We start from the raw sequence: 19,605 nt of genomic DNA, 5'->3' as shown, positions 1-19,605 counted from the left end.
CAAAAACTAATTACACCCAACGGTTTTTTTTTAATAATGCAATATACGATAAATAGGATATTGCAAATGTGCTTTTTCATAATAGACAGAATGTTTGTAAACCCAGTCTAATTGTGCGTCAGGATTTTCTCTAAAAACAGGATCATCTAATTTTTTTTGTTCCAATTCAGCCAGGATTTTAGGGTTTTCTTTCAAAAATTTGGTTGCCGTGTCTTCAAAAACATAGTCAGAATAGCCTTCTTTTTGTTGAAGCATAGTGTCGAAAAAATTCCAGTTGAAAAACGAATCAATTCCTTCGGGTTCTAAGGTTTCTATTAAATATTTTACTCCTTTTTGTTTGGTTGAAAAAATAAAATCTCCTTTAGAAAATGCAATTTTTTCCATCTTGGAAATTGTCTTGGTGTCTTTGTGTAAATAATGCCCTTCATAAGCCGAATTTGAAGTTTTGTAATCTGAAATTCTATAACTTTCCACTTCAATTAGGGTATCTTGTTTTAGTTGAGTGAAAGAAATATGATTATTTTTAAGCAATTCTATAATATTCCAAAATGATTTTGGAACAAGATAGGCATCCGGAATTATGATTTCTTTTGATGATTTGAATTCCTTTTGGTAGGGAATATCTTTTTCGTATGGTTTTGTTCTATCATAATACAATCTATTTCCTGTGGTAACTTCACTTTTTTTGTGCTTTGCTTCAAAACCTAAAAAGGAAAATTTTGTCACTTTTGTAGTGTCAAGTTCCCATTTTAAAGTGTAAGATTTTTCAGGAGCATATTGTTCTTCATTTTTCAATCGCATCTCTTTTATCTTTTGATAATTAGAATCTGTAAAATAAATTGCAGCATCCATGAATTCATAAGTTGCCTTCACACGTTCAGCATATTTTTTTAACATGTGCGTTTCTACAACGAATCCAATAGTGTTGAATAAAGAAGTGTATCCTGTAGAGTATCGTGGACTATCAAAAAACTGGGAAAAACCATTATCAGGTGTTTCGTTAAAAGCATTTACATAAGGGGTAACTTCAATATTCTTCTTTTTTAGAGCAAGGACTAGGCTAGGCACCATTTTAGAATCCATATAGTTTCCTAATAAAGACCCTAATTTGTTTTTTTGAGTCATAATGTAGGTTAGTTTATACTGATAATCGGCTCCATCACTCACATGATTATCAATAAAAACATCAGGATTGATTTTATAAAATATTTCTGCAAAACTTTTTGTATTTCTTGTGTCCGATTTGATGAAATCTCGATTCAAATCATAATTCCTTCCATTTCCGCGAAAACCATATAATTCTGGTCCATCTTGATTAACCCTAGTTGTTGAATTTCTATTTAAAGCACCTCCTATATTATAAACCGGGATAGTTACTATAACGGTGTTTTTTGGAATTTTAATTTTACCTAAAGCTAAATCTCTTAACAATTGCATAGTGGCATCTATTCCATCTGGTTCCCCTGCATGAATACCATTATTAACCAATAGTATAGCCTTATTTTTTTTAATATTTTCAAAATCAAACTCCTTCTCGGGATTAAAAATTACGATATGCAATGGTTCTCCACAATCAGTTAATCCCATTTCTTGCATTTTTATGGTTGAAAAATTTTTTGCCAAAAGTGCATAATAGCGGATAGTTTCTGGGTATGTAGCTGATTGATTACCATTACCTTTTTCAAAAAGAGTGTCGTATTTATTAGTGTTTTGAGAAGAAATAGTCAATGAAATTAATAAAAAAATTACAGTAATGAATTTCATATTTAAGATTTTATGAATAGAATTCAAATGTAATTATTTTTAAATAGTTTTCGTTTTCTGTTTGCAATAAAATGAAGCTTTCCACAAAAATCACAATTCGTAACTTAAAAACCATAATTCATTTTACCTTTGCAAAATGAATAAAAAACACCATTCCAACAATATACTCCTCAATTTAGGCATCGAAAGCCTAAACGCAATGCAAATTGCCGCCCAAGAAACCATTTTGAGCGACAACAATGTTTTACTGCTTTCGCCAACAGGTTCGGGGAAAACACTGGCTTTTTTGTTGCCCATTTTCGAAATGTTGAAACCCGAAATTCTTTCTGTTCAATGTTTGATTCTGGTCCCTTCAAGAGAATTAGGTTTGCAAATTGAGCAAGTTTGGAAAAAAATGGGGACAGATTATAAAGTAAATGTTTGTTATGGTGGGCATTCCATCGATACCGAAATCAAGAATTTGAGCAATCCTCCGGCAGTTTTAATTGGAACTCCAGGTCGAATTGCCGATCATATTGACCGAGGCACTTTTCGTCTGGACAAAATAGAAACCTTGATTCTTGACGAATTTGACAAGTCCTTGCAGTTGGGTTTTCACGAACAAATGTCGTTCATCATTGGAAAATTATCTAAACTGAACAAACGCGTTTTGGTTTCGGCAACTTCTGATATCGAGATTCCAAAATACACGAGAGTTGTCAATCCAACGATTTTGGATTTTATTCCAAGCGAAGAAGAAGCAACCAACCTTGCCATGAAAATGGTCGTTTCGAAAGAGAAAGATAAAATCGGGAGTTTGTTCAACCTGATTTGTTCGTTAAAATCACAATCAGCATTAGTGTTTTGCAATCATCGTGATGCCGCAGAACGTATTAGCGACACCTTGAACGAAAAAGGAATTTATGCTACTTATTATCACGGCGGAACGGATCAGGACGAGCGGGAACGCGCTTTAATCCAGTTCAGAAACGGAAGTGTGAGTTATTTGATTACTACGGATTTGGCCGCGCGCGGACTCGATATTCCTGAAATGAAAAACGTAATCCATTATCATTTGCCTTCCAAGGAAGACGAATTTACGCACAGAAACGGTAGGACGGCGAGAATGTTAGCGTCAGGAACGGCGTATATTATCGTTCACGAAAGCGAGAAAAAGATGGATTATATTGATTACGGGATGGAAGTCCTGAAAGTGGACAACTGCACAACCTTACCAAAACCGCCAGAATTTCAAACCGTTTACATTAGTGGCGGAAAGAAAAATAAATTAAATAAAATTGATATTGTGGGTTTCTTTTCCCAAAAAGGAAAACTCGAAAAAGGCGATTTGGGATTAATCGAAGTAAAGGATTTTATTTCATTTGCCGCCGTCAAATTCAACAAGGTCAAGGACTTGCTTCATAACATCAAGGATGAAAAAATGAAAGGTAAGAAGTTTAAAATCGAAGTTGCCCGAAAGGTTATCAAGAAAGAGGAGGATTAATTAGTAGCCAGTAATCTATTTTTTATTTATTTAACTTTTACCAAAAACTATTTTTTTGGTTTTTCGTATTTTTAAAATTGGTTTTTGTTTTTTGCTTAAAAAGTTTAATTTTGCATCATATTATGGAAAATACTACTCATTTTATCGTTGTTACTCCTCCTTGATCTATAGTCTTTAAATCGAGGGATTACTTCCAAAAACATTTTATCTAAATTTTTGTGATACTATTTCATTGTATGAAATAGTATCACAAACTATTTTATTATTATATGAAAAAAATATTTAACTTATTTGATTTCTCACAAAAGGTAAATTACAAAACAGAAGTTTTGGCAGGTCTTACTGTTGCCATGACCATGATTCCTGAATCGCTGTCGTTTGCTATATTAGCAGGTTTTCCACCGTTGATGGGTTTGTATGCCGCTTTTATAGCAGGTCTTGTAACTGCAATATTTGGAGGAAGACCCGGAATGGTTTCGGGAGGAGCAGGAGCAACGGTGATTGTGTTGATAGCTTTAATGAAATCGAATGGTTTGGAATACGTTTTTGCGGCAGTTGCTTTAGCAGGGGTTTTGCAAATTTTGGTAGGTGTTTTTAAACTTGGAAAATTTATACGTTTGGTGCCACATCCCGTAATGTTTGGATTTGTAAATGGATTGGCGATTATAATATTTATGGCTCAATTGGAGCAGTTTAAAACAATTTTAAATAATGAAAGTGTTTGGCTTTCTGGAAGTCCAATGTATATTATGGCTTCTTTAGTTGCTTTGACTATTGGGATTGTAGTGTTTGTGCCAAAATTAACCAAAGCGGTTCCAGCTTCATTAGTGGCTATTATTGTTGTTTTTATGTTGGTTTTTTTCTTGGGAATTGAAACCAAAACAGTTAAAGATATTGCCTCCATAAGTGGTGGTTTTCCACCATTTCATATTCCGAATATTCCAATCAATTTGGATACTCTAAAATTGATTTTTCCTTATGCCTTGATTATGGCTGCGGTTGGATTAACTGAAGGATTGCTGACTTTAAACTTAGTCGATGAGATGACAGAAACAAAGGGAAATGGAAATCGTGAATGTATTGCGCAAGGAAGTTCCAATATATTGAATGGATTTTTCTTTGGTATGGGTGGCTGTCCCATGATAGCCCAAACATTGGTGAATCTTTCTGCGGGTTCAAGAGCTCGTTTGTCTGGAATCGTTGCTTCGTTGACTATTCTTATAATTATTTTATTTGGTGCGCCAATTATTGAGCAATTACCGATGGCTGCTTTAGTCGGAGTAATGATTATGGTTGCCATTGGAACTTTTGAATGGGCGAGTTTAAAAATATTCAATAAAATGCCAAAACAGGATGTTTTTCTTGTGGTAATAGTGGCTTTAATCACGGTTTTATTGCATAATTTGGCTTTGGCAGTTTTGATTGGTGTCATCATTTCTGCTTTGGTTTTTGCTTGGGAAAGTGCCAAAAGAATTCGAGCTAAAAAATACATTGATGAAAATGGGGTGAAGCACTATGAAATATATGGTCCATTATTTTTTGCTTCAACTACTGCATTTGCAGAAAAATTCGATGTTTCCAATGATCCAAACGAAGTAATTATTGATTTCAGAGAAAGCCGAATTGCCGATATGTCCGCCATCGAAGCATTGAATGTCGTTACCCAACGTTATAGTAAGATTGGCAAGAAAGTACACTTGCGACATTTGAGCAAAGATTGCATACAATTACTCAATAATGCAGAAGCCATTATTGATGTGAATATTATGGAAGATCCAATATATATGGTGGTTGATAAAATTTAAGGAATTAAAAAAGGCATTACGATTTTCGTAATGCCTTTTTTTTGAAGCACAAGTAGTTTAAAAATAATACTTTATGTTATATTTTCTTCACGTATTTTGTGATGATTACGATTTGCTGACCATCCACTTTTCCTTCAATATATTCGGCATTTTCATAGTCTAGCCTAATGTTACGCACTGCAGTTCCCTGTTTAGTGACCATACTGGAACCTTTTACTTTCAAATCTTTTACCAAAACTACTGAATCTCCGGATTCAAGAATTACTCCATTTACGTCACGGTGTATAACTTTATTTTCGTCTTCTTCGCCTTCACCAGTTGCTTGGGCCCAAGCCAAAGTATCTTCATCTAAATACATCTGATCTAGTAATTCTTGAGGCCAACCTGCTGCACGCAGGCGACTTAACATTCTCCAAACAACCACTTGTACTGGAGTATGTTCGCTCCACATGCTGTCATTCAAACATCTCCAATGGTTTAAATCTACATTTTCCGGATTCTCAATTTGGTCTATACACGTACTGCAAGCCAATATACTTTCGTCGATTCCTCCTTTTCTTGTAGGCAGAACTTCATATACTTTTAAGTTTTCAGTGGCTGCACATAGTTCACATTTAGATCCGCTGCGTTTATTTAATTCTTTTTCTATATTCATTATTTGATATGTTTTAATTCTGCGAAAATAAGGCTAAATACTGCCTTTTACAAGTTTATGCTGAATACTATTTTTTCACTCTCACGGCTTCAGGAACCAACAATTCATATTCACCACCGTTGCGGATAACGTCTCTAACGATGCTGGAACTTATATAGGATGTTTTTGAAGCGGTCAATAAAAACACGGTTTCTATTTTTGATAGGCGTCTATTGGTGTGCGCTATGGCTTTTTCGAACTCGAAATCGGCAGGATTGCGCAATCCACGGAGAATAAAATTAGCGTTTATTTTGTGACATAAATCAATCGTTAGACCTTCATAAACTATGATAGAAACCTTTGGCTCGTCTTTGAAAGTTTCTTCGATGAATCGTTTCCTGTCTTCAATTGAAAACATATATTTTTTCTCGGCATTGACGCCAATGGCAATTACAATTTCGTCAAATAGCGGAATTCCTCTTCTGATAATATCTTCGTGGCCCAAGGTTATAGGGTCAAACGATCCCGGAAATATGGCTTTTCTCATTTTTTTAGTTGAGTTTATTTAAAATAATCAGTTATTCAGGCGAAGCCAATTCTATGGCATTGGTAAACAAATCCTCCAGTGAAATTCCTGCTGCCTTGGCTTGTTGCGGAATCAAACTTTCGGTGGTGAGGCCAGGAATGGTGTTCATTTCCAGCATATAAGGTTCTCCGTTTACAAATATGAATTCGCTTCTTGAAAAACCTTTCATTTTTAGGATTTCGTAGGCATGTTTTGCAATTTCGCTTACTTTTTGTGCCATTTCGTCGGAGATTCTGGCAGGCGTGATTTCCTGTGATTTTCCGTGGTATTTGGCTTCATAATCGAAAAAGTCATTACCAGAAACAATTTCGGTGATGGGCAAAACGGTTACTTTTCCTTTATAATTGATTACTCCAACGGAAACTTCGGTGCCGTCGAGGAAACTTTCAATGATGATTTCATTGTCTTCTTTGTAAGCGATTTCGATGGCAATGGGCAATTCGTTGGCGGTTTTTACTTTGGATATTCCAAAACTGGAACCCGATTTATTTGGTTTTACAAAACAAGGCAAGCCCACGGTTTTCACGATTGCGGCGGTATCGATATGTTCGCCTTTGTTCATGTAATAAGAAGTGGCGGTTTTTATGCCGTAAGGTTTCAAAACCGACAATAAATCGCGTTTGTTAAAGGTTAGTGCCGCCTGATAATAATCGCAGGAAGTTTGCGGCATTCCTATTAATTCAAAATAGGCCTGCATCAATCCGTCTTCGCCCGGCGTGCCGTGAATAGCGTTGAAAACACAGTCGAAAGTGATTTTAGTTCCGTTCGCCATTACCGAAAAATCATTTTTGTCAATGGGAAATTCAGCGTCTTTGTCGTCGACATACACCCATTTTTCCTTGAAAATATGGATGCGAAAACCCTTGAATTTGGTTTTGTCAAGAAATTGATAGACGACGTTTCCGCTGATTAAGGAAATTTTATATTCGCTTGAATATCCGCCCATAATGATGGCAATGTTTTTCATAATTATTTTTTTTGCCACGAATTTCATGAATTTCACGAATTTTTTAAATCGTAAATGTCAATTGAAATAGGTGTTCTGTTTTTAAATTAAATGTTGTTTTTAAACGGATGCCCTAGCCCTGATGGAAGCGGCATCCCACGCTTTTTAGCGTGGATACAGCATACAGCAGGAAAAAGCTCCCAGAAACTATAAACAAAATTAGAATTTTTTTTCGAACGAAATAGCTTTATCTTTGCGACTTATAAAAATAAATTATATGAGCGTACGTAAATATCTTACCAGCCGTGTCTTTTTTACACAGGCATTAGCTGCACTTGCCATCATTTTTGTTTTGGGTTATTTGTTTATGCATTGGTTGACTTTCACGACGGATCACGGTCACGAAATCACGGTGCCTAATTTAGCCAAATTGAGCGAAGAACAAGTGGAAGAAAAACTGGATGCATTGGACCTGGATTATGTGCTTTTGGATAGCGTGGATTACAATAAAAATTTTCCGAAGTTCAGCGTGGTGGAGCAAGATCCTTTGCCCGATGCCAAAGTAAAAGTGGGAAGAAAAGTATATATCAAAATAAATGCTTCGGGTTTTTCGTCAGTGAAAATTCCGGATTTAATACAAAAAACCTATCGGGAAGCGGTGCCAACGTTGAAATCATTGGGTCTTGAAGAAGGAACCATAACTTATATTCCGAATCTTGGAAAAGACATGGTGCTTGAAATGCGTTTCAAAGGACGAAACCTGAAAGTGGGCGACAGAGTTTTGAAAGCCTCCAAAATAGATTTGGTGCTGGGAGACGGAAAAGAAAGTTATGCCGAGCCAGTGGATAGTTCAGCAATACCAAAAGAAGAAATACCTGCAAATGTTAAATAATATTGAAACTACAGATTTAGAAGACGAATTATTCGAGCATTATAGATTTGACATTCCCAAAGGGCAATTGCTTTTGCGAATCGATAAATATTTGATGAATATGATTCCGAATGCTACTCGAAATAAAATCCAGAATGCTGCAACTGCCGGCGATATTTATGTGAATGACCTCGCCGTAAAATCGAATTATAAAGTAAAACCCTTTGACGTGGTGCGCATTATGTTGTCGCATCCGCCGTTTGAAAATAGGGTAGACCCCGAAGATATTCCGCTGGATATTGTTTATGAAGATGACGCACTTTTGCTGGTGAACAAACCGCCCAATTTTGTGGTTCATCCAGGTCACGGGAATTATACGGGAACTCTGGTGAATGCCTTGGCGTTTCATTTTGAGAATTTGCCAATGAACAGCAGCGAACGTCCGGGACTGGTGCATCGAATTGACAAAGACACTTCGGGACTTTTGGTGATTGCCAAAACCGAAGCCGCAATGACGCATCTCGCCAAGCAATTTGAAGCCAAAACTTCCGAAAGAGAATATATCGCCTTGGTTTGGGGAAATGTAGTTGCCGATGAAGGAACAATTGAAGGCAACATTGCACGCCACGTAAAAGACCGCATGCAAATGGCGGTTTTTGCCGATCCCGAAATTGGGAAACCGGCCGTGACGCATTACAAAGTGTTGGAACGTTTTGGTTATGTGACTTTGGTTTCCTGTATTCTTGAAACTGGAAGAACGCACCAAATCCGGGTTCATATGAAACACATTGGTCATCCTATTTTTAATGACGAGCGTTATGGCGGTCATTTGATTTTGAAAGGAACCACGTTTACGAAATACAAACAATTTATCGATAATTGTTTCAAGGCATTGCCAAGACAGGCTTTGCACGCAAAAACGCTTGGTTTTGTGCATCCTACAACGGGCGAAATGATGCGTTTTGACACGGAATTGCCACAGGATTTTCAGGATTGTATTGAAAAATGGCGAGGCTATTCGAAATCCCATTTGGTTGATGAAGAGGAATAAAATATAAAAGCCCTGATGGGGCTTTTTTTGTGGGTATGATTTTGTTGCTGGCGCAAGCATTTTGCTCGTGTAGTGATTATGTTTGATAGTTTACTGATTATGAGACATATTTTTTGTAGCTTTATATAATAATTTCACAAATTGTGTATACGGTTAATTTTTTTTATGTTTATTTGTACACGTTTTAAATCAATAAAGTATGTCTTACATTAATATTAAAGTTTCTTCAGATAAGCAGAATTACAATACGTTTGAGGAAAAAATCCGTTTGACCCATAATGGACTTACTGGTAATCTTAAGTGTTATACGGGTGAACAGGGAGAATTTTGGGTTAGTCTTATTCCTTCACTAAATGTTTCTGGATATGGACAAACAGAAGAAGATTCAATTAAAGATTTACACATTAATGTCACAACTCTATGTGATGATTTATTCCAAATAGATGAAGTTCAAAGAAAAATAGAGTTAAGCAAACTTGGATGGGTTGCGAATAAATTTTTTAGGAAAATATTTTCTAAAACTTATGTTGATGAAAATGGTGTGTTACAAAATTTTGACCATCCTGAAAAAGTAAAGAAATCCATTTTAGAAGCAGCATAGTTTGGGAAATAATCGACCAGTTAAAACTAGCGATTGGGAACGCTTTTTAAAATCTCAAGGATGTTCACAAAAAAGGCATAAAGGAACTTCACACGAGCACTGGAAATGCCCAGGATGTTTTAGAACAATCACACATAGAAGTCAAGATAAAGAAATTCCAGCATTACACCTTCAAACTAATTTAAAAACTATGGGATTAACTCTTCAGTTTTTATACGACTGGATTAAAGATAATTAAAATCCTATAAATATTGTGGGAATTATTCGAAATCACATTTGGTTGATGAAGAGGAATAAAATATGAAAAGCCCGATTGGGGCTTTTTTTGTGGGTTATATTTTTTTTAGGTGCGAACGAGACGCTTGCACTAGCGAGGTTTAGCGGTTCGGCTTTTTTTGGGTTAGTTTTTCTAATTCATTTTTTGTTATCCTAAGGTCGTAACCCATTGTATCTTTTATGTTTTTAAACAAAACCAAATCAAAATGTTTATTGTCTTTGTAAAATTTTGAAGGTCTAATAAGCGCAAATTTAAAAAAATGATTTTCACTTCTGCCAAATTTTACATTATCAAAATAAATTGTATCGTTTTTTATTTTGTATTCACCTTTGATTTCCGTCTCACCGAAACAAAATTCACGATTTGTAAAATTATTATTTTCCTTTAATTTAATATAAGTCATACAGTTCGCAATACCCTCTCTTTCCGCAATTAAAATGTCATTTCCTTCAAATTTTTCATAGTTAATAAGCCCAAACGGTCTGTAAATTGTCAAGCATAAAACTATCAATATTAAGCCAATTGAAATCAATCTCTGTTTGTCTTTGAATCTTTCTTTAAATGCATAAAATAGTTGTTGCAATAATGCTACTCCAAGTCCAATAAAGATAATTAGTAACCCGTTGGGTGCAATTATTTAGTTTAAAGAAAGTGTTATAAATATTGGTCAAGATACTGAAATTCAGTATCTTGAAGTCGCTAAACAACCAATATTTATGTCAAATATAGTAAAAAATTATTTTAAAATTTTAGAAGTTATAAGTTCTTTGAATATTGTTTTAAATACAGAAACCCGAGCTGGAAGAAGATTAAAAATGTCTGATTTAGAGATAGTTGCATTAAGTTTAACCTCTGAATATATGTCTATTGATAGCGAAAATTCATTTTTCAATCAGTTGCAAAATGGACAAATTACTAATCTAATTGAGCGAAGTCAGTATAATAAACGAAGAAAAAAATCATTCTATTTTGCTGAGCAAATCAGACAACATTTATATTCGAAATTCACAGAATTTGAGAACTATTTTGTCATTGATAGTATGCCGCTTGAGATTTGTAAAATGGCTCGTCATAATAGAATTAAAATTTGCAAAAATGATTTTCAAACTGCTCCAGATAAAGGTTTTTGTGCATCACAAAACACTTGGTTTTATGGTTACAAACTTCACGGGGTTTGTACTATTTCTGGAGTTTTTCAATCAATAGATATTACAAAAGCGAGTGTCCACGATGTACATTTATTAAAAGATTTAAAATATTAAATGTCTGATTGTGTGTTGCTTGGAGATAGAGGTTATTTATCTTCAACCTTACAATTAGATTTGTTTGAAACAGCAAATATAAAATTGGAAACTCCTATGAGGATCAATCAAATTGGGTATAAAAAACAACCCTATATTTTTAGAAAATCAAGGAAAAGAATAGAAACATTATTCTCTCAATTGTGTGACCAATTTATGATTAGGCGAAATTATGCTAAATCTTTTCAAGGTTTTAAAACAAGAATTTTAGCTAAAATAACAGCATTAACTTTGGTTCAATTTATTAATAAATTCATCTTTGATAGACCAATAAATAATATTAAAACACAAATAATTTAATTACACCCAACGGGTAATAGTAATATTAGAAACGCAATTATTGCGAAAATTTCAAGTTCAACTTTCCAATAGTACGATGTATTAATTAAGATAAAGAAAACAATTGTCGTTATTATTAATCTTCTGTTTTTCAAGTTTTTATTGTTTTTTTAAACTGACCGCTAACTAGTATATACCAGTCATAAAAGGTACTGTTATTTGTTTAGCTAATATATAAAAAAAGCTTTACAAATCATCAAAAGGACTTTTAACACCTCCTTTAAATTTTTATAAGACGAGAGTCCCGATATTTATAGGGACGAACTGCCGAAGCAATGTTTTTATAGCTGCACCTGCAAGGCTTTGATGTCGTCACGCAGTTTTGCGGCTTGCATAAAATCCAAATCTTTTGCCGCTTTCTCCATAGATTTTCGTTTTTCACGAATGCGTTTTTCGATTTCGGGTTTCGAAAGATATTCCGTTTTGGGTTCTGCAGCAATAGAAGCATTGTATCCTAATTCATAATCTACCAAAGGATTTTTGGTAAAGGCACTTTCTATTTTCTTATTTAAAGCTTGGGGAACTTGATTGTTTTCAATGTTGAAATTAATTTGTTTCGTTCTACGGTAATTGGTTTCGTCAATAGTTTTTTGCATACTAGCCGTAATCTTGTCGGCATACATAATTGCCATTCCGTTGAGGTTTCGCGCTGCACGGCCAATGGTTTGGGTAAGCGAACGATGGCTTCGCAGAAATCCTTCTTTGTCGGCATCTAGAATGGCAACCAAAGAAACTTCGGGTAAATCCAATCCTTCACGCAATAAATTCACGCCAATCAGAACATCAAAAATTCCTTTTCGCAAATCTTGCATAATCTCGATGCGTTCCAAAGTATCCACATCCGAATGAATATAGCGGCAACGGATGGAAACTTTCGTCAAGTATTTGGCCAATTCTTCCGCCATTCTTTTGGTCAACGTGGTAACCAAAACGCGTTCGTCAATTTCGGCTCGCGATTGAATTTCTTCTATCAAATCATCAATTTGATTCAGGCTTGGACGAATTTCAATAATTGGATCCAACAATCCAGTTGGTCGAATTACCTGTTCGATATAAACACCGTCGGTTTTTTGTAATTCATAATCGGCAGGTGTCGCCGAAACATAAATGACCTGGTTTTGCATCGCTTCGAATTCCTCAAACTTCAACGGGCGATTGTCCATCGCGGCAGGAAGTCGGAAACCATATTCCACCAAGTTTTCTTTCCTGCTTCTGTCGCCGCCATACATCGCGTGAACTTGCGAAAGCGTGACGTGACTTTCGTCAACGACCATCAAGAAATCTTTTGGAAAATAATCCAATAAACAAAAGGGTCTTGTGCCGGCTTGTCTTCCGTCGAGATAACGGGAATAGTTTTCAATTCCGGAGCAATAACCCAGTTCGCGAATCATTTCTAAATCGAAATTGGTTCTTTCTTCTAATCTTTTGGCCTCGAGATGTTTGCCAGTTTCCTTGAAATAATCGACTTGTTTGACCAAATCCTGTTGGATTTCCCAAATTGCATTTTGCAAAACATCGGGCGAAGTCACAAACATATTCGCTGGATAAATGGTAAGTTTTTCGTGTCTTTCAATCACTCGTGAAGTCTTGACGTCAAAAGCTTCAATTTCTTCGATTTCATCGCCAAAAAAATGAATTCGGAAGGCATCATCGGCATAACTCGGATAAACTTCGAGCGTGTCGCCTTTGATTCTGAAGTTTCCCGGATTGAAATCAGCTTCGGTTCTGGAATATAAACTTTGAACTAAACTGTGTAATAATTTGGTGCGGGAAATAATTTGGTTTTTCTCGATGGTAATGACATTCTTCTGGAATTCCACGGGATTTCCAATACCGTAAATGCAGGAAACCGAAGCTACGACTATGATGTCTCTTCGTCCCGAAAGTAGGGAAGAGGTAGTGCTCAAACGCATTTTTTCCAGTTCTTCGTTAATGGATAAATCCTTTTCGATGAAAACGCCGGTAACGGGCATAAATGCTTCGGGCTGGTAATAATCGTAGTAAGAAACGAAATATTCCACGGCATTATTCGGGAAAAACTGCTTGAATTCCGAGTACAATTGCGCCGCCAAGGTTTTGTTATGTGCCAAAATCAAAGTGGGACGTTGCACTTCCTGAATGACATTGGCCACCGTAAAAGTCTTTCCTGAACCGGTAACACCAAGTAAAGTTTGGAATTTTTCGCCTGCCTCAATACCTTGGGTTAGTTTTTCAATGGCTTGTGGTTGGTCGCCTTTTGGCTGATAATCGGATACAACTTGGAATTTCATTTAATAAAGATTGGGAAATGCAAAGATACAGAGGAATTTAAGAAAAAAAAGTTTAGAAAAACTTAAAATTTCCCTGTCCAAACTATTCTTCTCGCAACCATTTTTCCATCTCTTTATTTACGGAATCATTGTCAAAATAATTTCCTTCCAAATATTCTTTCTGAGAGTTTTTTATTGCCAATTTTTGTTCCTCTGAAAGCATAATTATATGTTCCGTTTTTGATTCAACCAGTACGGTAAGAGCTTTCAAAAAAGCATCATCATTAATAATGTCAATTTTAGATTTCAAACGTTGTTTTAATTCGGCAATATTCATAATTAAATATTTTTACGAAGTTACAAAAAAAAGGGATTCTATTTATTTTACTCAAACTTCCAATTTTTCTGTTGGGCTTCACTCAAAAAAGTCCAAGCCAAGATGCGGCTGGTTTTTTGGCCTTGAGCCATATCAATGGTTTTTACTTCGACAACATTTACTTTGTTTAAAGTTTTATATAAACTGGAAAGATTCTCTTTTTTGGAAACCAAAGTGGTAAACCAAAGGCATTGCATCGGGTATTTGGCACTTTCGTAAATCATTTCTGTTATGAAGCCCAATTCTCCTCCATCACACCATAATTCGGCATTTTGTCCACCAAAATTCAAAATTGGTTTAGCTTCGCTCTGTTCGGCTCTGCCTCGGGTTGTCGTTTTTGTATTTTGTAAATTATTGATTTTTCTGATCGTGCTTTTTGTTGCTTCCGCTTCGGATGAATGGAATGGGGGATTGCATATCGTGAGAGCAAATTTATCCTCAGATGTAATTATGTTTTTGAATATAAAACGCGATTCAGTTTGTAGTTGTAAACTTATCGCGTCAATTAATCGAGGATTGGCTTCAATGATTTTTTTGCAATTTTGAATGGCCTTTTCATCAATTTCTGTGCCTACAAAAGACCAGCCATAAATGGAATTCCCCAGTATTGGATAAATGCAATTGGCTCCGATGCCAATATCTAAAACTTGGACGTTTTCACCTTCCGGAATAATTCCATTGTTGTTTGAAGCCAATAAATCTGCGACATAGTGGATATAATCAACTCGACCGGGAATGGGCGGACAAAGATAGTTTTCTGGAATGTCCCAATTCTGGATGTCGTAATAGGTGATTAATAAGGCTTTATTCAGAGCTTTTACCGCTTCGGGATTACTGAAATCAACGGTTTGCTTCGCCTGTTCGTCCCGCAAACTAGCGGGACTCGAGTCAATGTTGTGTTCGTTGGTGGCAACAAAGTGCTGGAGTTCAGGATAATTTACAATTAATTGCTCAAAATTATAACCCAATCGATGTAGATTTCTGGGATGTAAATTGGTTTTTTCGGTAATCGTTTTGGGTTTTATTTTTTCCATTTCGATGCAAAGATAGGGAATCCATTTTTGTTAAAATAAGATATTAAGTGCAGTAGATTTAGTTTTTAATAATCAATCCCAACATTCCATTAACAATAAATCACCGCCATCGTGTTCTATAACTACCAATCCATCTTCTCTCACATAATTACTACTTCCGGTTCTGTAACCAATGGTTAAAGTGTCGTTTTCTAAAGGATAAAACAAATTATTGGAATGAATTCCTGTTACGTGTCCAATGGGAATCAAGGAAATAGGCGTATTTGCAGGGTACCATTTCTCGAATTTTTTTGGCAACAAAAATATTTTCGAATGGTCATCCAAAACAACAATCTTCAATAAATCCCTGTATCGAGTGATATTTGTTATGTTCGTAATGGTATGATCGGCACGTTTTCCAGTTGCCCAAACCACGTTTGCTGCCGGAATTTTTCTTTCTATTAAATAATCGAATGCTTTTTCCAAATCGGTTTTGTTTTGGTCTGGCGTGTGGACGATTTCTAAAGGGAATTGTTTTTCCCTATAATATTCCGGATCAAAACCTCGGTCGAAATCGCCAAGCAATACATCGACTTTTATGCCCAATTCCAAAACCCGTTCCATTGCAGAGTCAAGGACGATCACTAAAGGAGACCATTCGAGCAATTGTCCCAATAATTCTATGTTACAGGAAGCGCCATTGGCAATGATTAATGCTGGTTCTTGGTCGTCGCGAATGATGTGGTATGAGGACATAGTTAATTATGAATTACGAATTGAAAATTACGAGTGCAAAGATAGTGATTCATAATTCGTAATTTGTAATTCCAGATTTTTTAGCCCAGGTAGCAATGAAAAACAAAACAGTGTTAAAAACTTTAGTTTTGTCAGGTTTTAAGAACGACCAACGGAAGTTCCTTGAAAGCTTTGCAAAACTGTTTTTAACACTGTTTTTTTGTAATGAAGAGCTGGAAATAGCTTCTTATTGTATCACATAATTTTGGGTGTCAACCTTACTTATCGAAAAATAGCCCAAGGGATAATTATCGAAATTTGTTGTGTTTACAATGTTACCCCTTACTGTTGCAGGAGGAGATTGAAAGGGGCTGCCATTTTTATTTCCTGCGATGCTTATTAAAACACCCATATAGTTGTAATACTCTTTAGAAATTCCGAAATGGCTTATTTGTATTTTATCGCCAGCTTTTAGATCCTCATTTTGTGAAATACTAAAGAATTCATTGCCTTGAAAAAAGGTGTCTTCATCTACATAATAATTAGACTTTAATTGGCTCGAATAAATATACCGATATAAATAATAATTATCTTCATTAGCTGGGTCATTGAAAAAAGACTTGATTTCAATGCTATTCCCAGTAAATCCACCTTGATTATTTTGAACGATTTTTGTAATAGGCGCCACTGATTTTAAGATTTCGGTTGCAGTATAGGTTTGATTATTGCTAATAACGGTTAAAATATAAGTTTCATTAATTATGGGAATAAAATCACTACAAATATATTCGCCAGAATCAGGCTTTTCAACAAAATTAAAAACAGCATTAGAGCTATTGGTTATAAATACAGTTGCTCCCGAAACTTTTGGAATTACATTGCTGTAATAATCAGTAGTTGTAGATAATCTTATTATTTGATTATTGCCAGGAGTTCCTTTTAACCAGTTTATTGATGCTTCTATAACTAGTTTGGGCGGAGCAGTATTCAAATCCACTTTGACAACATCTTCACAACTGTTGAGTAAAATTGCAATTAAAACCACGAAAAATAGAGTTGTTTTTTTCATTTGTTTAAAATTTAAAATTATAACTCACCGCCGGAACTATCCCAAAAATAGAAGTTCTTATGGCCTCATTATTTCCAGTATCATAATTTTCCCTGAAATTGATGGAAGCAGCATTTTTTCGATTATAGAGATTGTAAATGCTGAAAACCCATTCGCTTTTCCAACTTCTTTTGTCATTTTTATGCGGTGTCAAAGTTGCCGAAACGTCTAAATGATTGTAGGAAGGAAGTCGGTTTTTATTTCTCAATCCATAACTTGGGATGGCTATTCCCAAATATTCGTATTGTCCATTTGGATAAGTTACGGGTTGACCCGTTTGAAAGATAAAATTGGATCCAAAAGACCATTTCTTGTTCAAATTATAAGAACCGGTGACGGCAACATTATGCGTTTTGTCATAAACGGAATTGTACCAATTTCCATTATTGATTCCAGCTTCACCAGACGTTCTTCCAGGAGTTTGCTGTTCGGATTTTGAAAGGGTATAAGAAATCCAACCATTCAATTTTCCTTCATTTTTCCGAAACATAAATTCAAGTCCATAGGAACGCAATTGGCCGTTTAAAATGACTTGCTCAATGGCGTTATTGGCAACCAAATTAGCTCCGTCAATATAATTCAATCGATTTTGCACTTTTTTATAATAGGTTTCCACTTCAAGTGAATACCTATTTTCCTTGAAATTCCTAAAGTAACCCAAAGCCACTTGATCGGCAATTTGTGGTTTGATAAAATTATCGCTTGGTGTCCAAACATCCAATGGTGTAGGGGATGAGGTGTTCGAAATCAGTTGTAAATATTGAACCATTCGATTATAACTTGCTTTTAGGGATTGATTATCATTGAGTTGATAGCCAATTGAAAATCGTGGTTCCAGATTATTATAGTTTTGAATTACTTGATTTTTGCCACAAAATTTTGTTCCTATGGGAGTTGCTTTTTCATAAATTTGCATTGCTGAATTGAAAGTCACGGGATTATTATCGGCATAAATATTTACTGTAGATTCTCCTAAACGATAAAAAATACTGTACCGAAGCCCATAAGAAAGTGTTATTTTTTTAGAAATATCTTGCTCTGCATTGATATATAAAGCAGGTTCAAATGCATATTTTTTATCCAATTGCTGATAATTGATCCCGGAATTTGCATTCGATGGTTGAATTACTCCTGGATTAAAGTCATAATAAATAACATTTATTCCGTAATTTAATTTAAATGTATTGGAAATGTAGTTCTTGAAATCGTATTTAATATTGTAATTCTTGATGCCTGAATCCCATTTGAAACCAACAAAATCCAAGTCCAATCCATAATAATAATCACTGTAAATGAGTGACAGGTTCGAAAACAATTTACCGGAAAACAAATGATTCCATCTCAGGTTTAAGGTAGAATTTCCATAGGTGTTAGTGAAGCTTTTGTTCAAAGAAAAAACGTCTTGACCAAAATATCCCGACAAATACAGATTGTTGTTCGGGTTGAGTTTATAACTTAATTTGGTGTTCAAATCATAAAAATAGGCGGCATTGTTTTTCTGTTTTTCCGATAATTTCAGGAACAAATCAGCATACGAACGTCTGGCGGCTATGAGGAATGAACTTTTGTCTTTGACTATTGGTCCTTCGGCCAAAATCCTGCTGGAGATTAATCCAATTCCGCCATTGACGTGAAATTCTTTGCTGCTGCCGTCTTTTTGGTAGACATCTAACACAGAGGAGGCTCTGCCTCCAAGCCGCGCTGGAATTCCGCCTTTATATAATTTTAAATCTTTGATGGCATCGGGATTAAAAACGGAGAATAATCCAAAAACGTGGGAAGAATTAAAGATAGTAGCTTCGTCCAGCAAAATTAAATTCTGGTCGGCACTTCCGCCACGAACATTAAAACCTGAAGCGCCTTCTCCAGCATTGGTAACACCCGGAAGTAACAAAATAGATTTAAAAACATCAACTTCACCCAGAACAACCGGCATTTTTTTGATAGTCGAAATAGAGAGTTTATTTACACTCATTTCTGGTTTTCGGATCACGGCGGCGTTTTTATTATCAAGAATCACAACCTCTTGTAAAACGGTTTCATTGCTAATAAGTTTAAAATTATTTTTTGTGTTTTGGTTCAAGTTTATCGTTTCTTCAATGTTTTGATAGCCCAAAGAGGTTGTGCGGACTTTATAAATCCCTTTTGGAAGAGTAAGGGAATAAAACCCATATTCATTTGTGGGAACGCCTGTTTTTAATTCGGGAATTGTGACGTTTACGCCTATCAGGGTTTCGTTGCTATTAGCATCAGTAACAGTTCCACTTAGCGTAAATTTTTCTTGGGAAAAAGAGTGTAGACTAGATAATAAAGCAAAAAATAAGGGAACAATTTTCTTTGAAATCATTGATGAAATGTTGGAGATGCAAATTCCGCTAATTTAAATCTAAATTGTGAGTTATCAAGTATTAAAGTGTCGTAAATATAAAAAAAAGACGATTGTTTCCAGTCGTCTTTTTAATAGTG

15 protein-coding genes and 1 pseudogene are annotated in these 19,605 nt (G+C 35.3%); 6 read left to right on the top strand and 10 right to left on the bottom strand.

The features are described from left to right. Nucleotides 1–30: 30 nt before the first annotated feature. The gene (locus tag B2145_RS09365; RefSeq protein WP_291101415.1) at nucleotides 31–1,764 is read right to left on the bottom strand and encodes a M14 family metallopeptidase; all 1,734 of its coding nucleotides are present in this window, start codon (nucleotides 1,762–1,764) and stop codon (nucleotides 31–33) included. Nucleotides 1,765–1,900: 136 nt separating this feature from the next. Between B2145_RS09365 and B2145_RS09360 the strand changes: the two genes are divergently transcribed. Next, complete coding sequence (locus tag B2145_RS09360; protein ID WP_291101412.1) at nucleotides 1,901–3,247, top strand: DEAD/DEAH box helicase; 1,347 nt, start codon at nucleotides 1,901–1,903, stop codon at nucleotides 3,245–3,247. 269 nt (nucleotides 3,248–3,516) lie between these two features. Then, complete coding sequence (locus B2145_RS09355; protein WP_291101409.1) at nucleotides 3,517–5,052, top strand: SulP family inorganic anion transporter; 1,536 nt, start codon at nucleotides 3,517–3,519, stop codon at nucleotides 5,050–5,052. 76 nt (nucleotides 5,053–5,128) lie between these two features. On the opposite strand, the gene B2145_RS09350 is transcribed toward B2145_RS09355, so the two are convergent. The 3 genes from B2145_RS09350 to B2145_RS09340 all read right to left on the bottom strand — a co-directional run bounded on the left by B2145_RS09350 (nucleotide 5,129) and on the right by B2145_RS09340 (nucleotide 7,239). After that, the gene (locus B2145_RS09350) at nucleotides 5,129–5,707 is read right to left on the bottom strand and encodes a PhnA domain-containing protein (protein WP_291101406.1); all 579 of its coding nucleotides are present in this window, start codon (nucleotides 5,705–5,707) and stop codon (nucleotides 5,129–5,131) included. Between the two features lie 67 nt (nucleotides 5,708–5,774). Further along, nucleotides 5,775–6,233: a pantetheine-phosphate adenylyltransferase gene (coaD, locus tag B2145_RS09345; protein WP_291101403.1), complete on the bottom strand. Its 459-nt coding sequence runs from the start codon at nucleotides 6,231–6,233 to the stop codon at nucleotides 5,775–5,777. A gap of 31 nt (nucleotides 6,234–6,264) precedes the next feature. Then, the gene (locus B2145_RS09340) at nucleotides 6,265–7,239 is read right to left on the bottom strand and encodes a D-alanine--D-alanine ligase (protein ID WP_291101400.1); all 975 of its coding nucleotides are present in this window, start codon (nucleotides 7,237–7,239) and stop codon (nucleotides 6,265–6,267) included. Nucleotides 7,240–7,495: 256 nt separating this feature from the next. On the opposite strand from B2145_RS09340, the gene B2145_RS09335 reads away from it, so the two are divergent. The 4 genes and pseudogenes from B2145_RS09335 (at nucleotide 7,496) to B2145_RS09320 (ending at nucleotide 11,619) form a co-directional block, all read left to right on the top strand. Further along, nucleotides 7,496–8,110, top strand: coding sequence for a PASTA domain-containing protein (locus tag B2145_RS09335; RefSeq protein ID WP_291101397.1), 615 nt, complete (start codon nucleotides 7,496–7,498; stop codon nucleotides 8,108–8,110). Next, on the top strand, nucleotides 8,100–9,140 hold the full coding sequence (locus tag B2145_RS09330) for an RluA family pseudouridine synthase (protein ID WP_291101394.1): 1,041 nt from the start codon (nucleotides 8,100–8,102) through the stop codon (nucleotides 9,138–9,140). Before B2145_RS09335 ends, B2145_RS09330 begins: the two co-directional genes overlap by 11 nt. Nucleotides 9,141–9,339: 199 nt before the next feature. Then, a complete protein-coding gene (locus tag B2145_RS09325; RefSeq protein WP_291101391.1) occupies nucleotides 9,340–9,741 on the top strand; it encodes a hypothetical protein in 402 nt (133 codons plus the stop codon). A gap of 993 nt (nucleotides 9,742–10,734) precedes the next feature. Continuing rightward, a pseudogene (locus B2145_RS09320) lies at nucleotides 10,735–11,619 on the top strand (IS982 family transposase). 320 nt (nucleotides 11,620–11,939) lie between these two features. On the opposite strand, the gene uvrB reads toward B2145_RS09320, so the two are convergent. The 6 genes from uvrB to B2145_RS09290 form a co-directional block, all read right to left on the bottom strand. After that, on the bottom strand, nucleotides 11,940–13,928 hold the full coding sequence (gene uvrB / locus B2145_RS09315; RefSeq protein WP_291101388.1) for an excinuclease ABC subunit UvrB: 1,989 nt from the start codon (nucleotides 13,926–13,928) through the stop codon (nucleotides 11,940–11,942). Between the two features lie 82 nt (nucleotides 13,929–14,010). Continuing rightward, complete coding sequence (locus tag B2145_RS09310; protein ID WP_291101385.1) at nucleotides 14,011–14,244, bottom strand: hypothetical protein; 234 nt, start codon at nucleotides 14,242–14,244, stop codon at nucleotides 14,011–14,013. A 47-nt stretch (nucleotides 14,245–14,291) separates the two neighbouring features. Next, nucleotides 14,292–15,317 (bottom strand): 23S rRNA (adenine(1618)-N(6))-methyltransferase RlmF, encoded by a 1,026-nt coding sequence (gene rlmF / locus B2145_RS09305; RefSeq protein WP_349677749.1) that lies wholly within the window; start codon nucleotides 15,315–15,317, stop codon nucleotides 14,292–14,294. 72 nt (nucleotides 15,318–15,389) lie between these two features. Next, on the bottom strand, nucleotides 15,390–16,052 hold the full coding sequence (locus B2145_RS09300) for a thiamine diphosphokinase (RefSeq protein WP_291101382.1): 663 nt from the start codon (nucleotides 16,050–16,052) through the stop codon (nucleotides 15,390–15,392). A 226-nt stretch (nucleotides 16,053–16,278) separates the two neighbouring features. Further along, complete coding sequence (locus B2145_RS09295; protein ID WP_291101380.1) at nucleotides 16,279–17,100, bottom strand: DUF4249 domain-containing protein; 822 nt, start codon at nucleotides 17,098–17,100, stop codon at nucleotides 16,279–16,281. A gap of 4 nt (nucleotides 17,101–17,104) precedes the next feature. Beyond that, nucleotides 17,105–19,486, bottom strand: a complete 2,382-nt coding sequence (locus tag B2145_RS09290) for a TonB-dependent receptor (RefSeq protein ID WP_291101376.1) — start codon at nucleotides 19,484–19,486, stop codon at nucleotides 17,105–17,107. Nucleotides 19,487–19,605: the final 119 nt, after the last annotated feature.

The sequence above is a fragment of the Flavobacterium sp. UBA5153 genome (genome assembly GCA_002413745.1).
GTDB lineage: Bacteria > Bacteroidota > Bacteroidia > Flavobacteriales > Flavobacteriaceae > Flavobacterium.
Note: the sequence above shows the minus strand (reverse complement) of the source record. Positions and strands in the feature narration are given on the sequence as shown.

Excerpts from the sequence above, each read along its gene's own strand:
- B2145_RS09365 (WP_291101415.1), bottom strand. The coding sequence starts at position 1,764 with ATGAAATTCATTACTGTAATTTTTTTATTAATTTCATTGACTATTTCT.
- B2145_RS09360 (WP_291101412.1), top strand. The coding sequence starts at position 1,901 with ATGAATAAAAAACACCATTCCAACAATATACTCCTCAATTTAGGCATC.
- B2145_RS09355 (WP_291101409.1), top strand. The coding sequence starts at position 3,517 with ATGAAAAAAATATTTAACTTATTTGATTTCTCACAAAAGGTAAATTAC.
- B2145_RS09350 (WP_291101406.1), bottom strand. The coding sequence starts at position 5,707 with ATGAATATAGAAAAAGAATTAAATAAACGCAGCGGATCTAAATGTGAA.
- coaD (WP_291101403.1), bottom strand. The coding sequence starts at position 6,233 with ATGAGAAAAGCCATATTTCCGGGATCGTTTGACCCTATAACCTTGGGC.
- B2145_RS09340 (WP_291101400.1), bottom strand. The coding sequence starts at position 7,239 with ATGAAAAACATTGCCATCATTATGGGCGGATATTCAAGCGAATATAAA.
- B2145_RS09335 (WP_291101397.1), top strand. The coding sequence starts at position 7,496 with ATGAGCGTACGTAAATATCTTACCAGCCGTGTCTTTTTTACACAGGCA.
- B2145_RS09330 (WP_291101394.1), top strand. The coding sequence starts at position 8,100 with ATGTTAAATAATATTGAAACTACAGATTTAGAAGACGAATTATTCGAG.
- B2145_RS09325 (WP_291101391.1), top strand. The coding sequence starts at position 9,340 with ATGTCTTACATTAATATTAAAGTTTCTTCAGATAAGCAGAATTACAAT.
- uvrB (WP_291101388.1), bottom strand. The coding sequence starts at position 13,928 with ATGAAATTCCAAGTTGTATCCGATTATCAGCCAAAAGGCGACCAACCA.
- B2145_RS09310 (WP_291101385.1), bottom strand. The coding sequence starts at position 14,244 with ATGAATATTGCCGAATTAAAACAACGTTTGAAATCTAAAATTGACATT.
- rlmF (WP_349677749.1), bottom strand. The coding sequence starts at position 15,317 with ATGGAAAAAATAAAACCCAAAACGATTACCGAAAAAACCAATTTACAT.
- B2145_RS09300 (WP_291101382.1), bottom strand. The coding sequence starts at position 16,052 with ATGTCCTCATACCACATCATTCGCGACGACCAAGAACCAGCATTAATC.
- B2145_RS09295 (WP_291101380.1), bottom strand. The coding sequence starts at position 17,100 with ATGAAAAAAACAACTCTATTTTTCGTGGTTTTAATTGCAATTTTACTC.
- B2145_RS09290 (WP_291101376.1), bottom strand. The coding sequence starts at position 19,486 with ATGATTTCAAAGAAAATTGTTCCCTTATTTTTTGCTTTATTATCTAGT.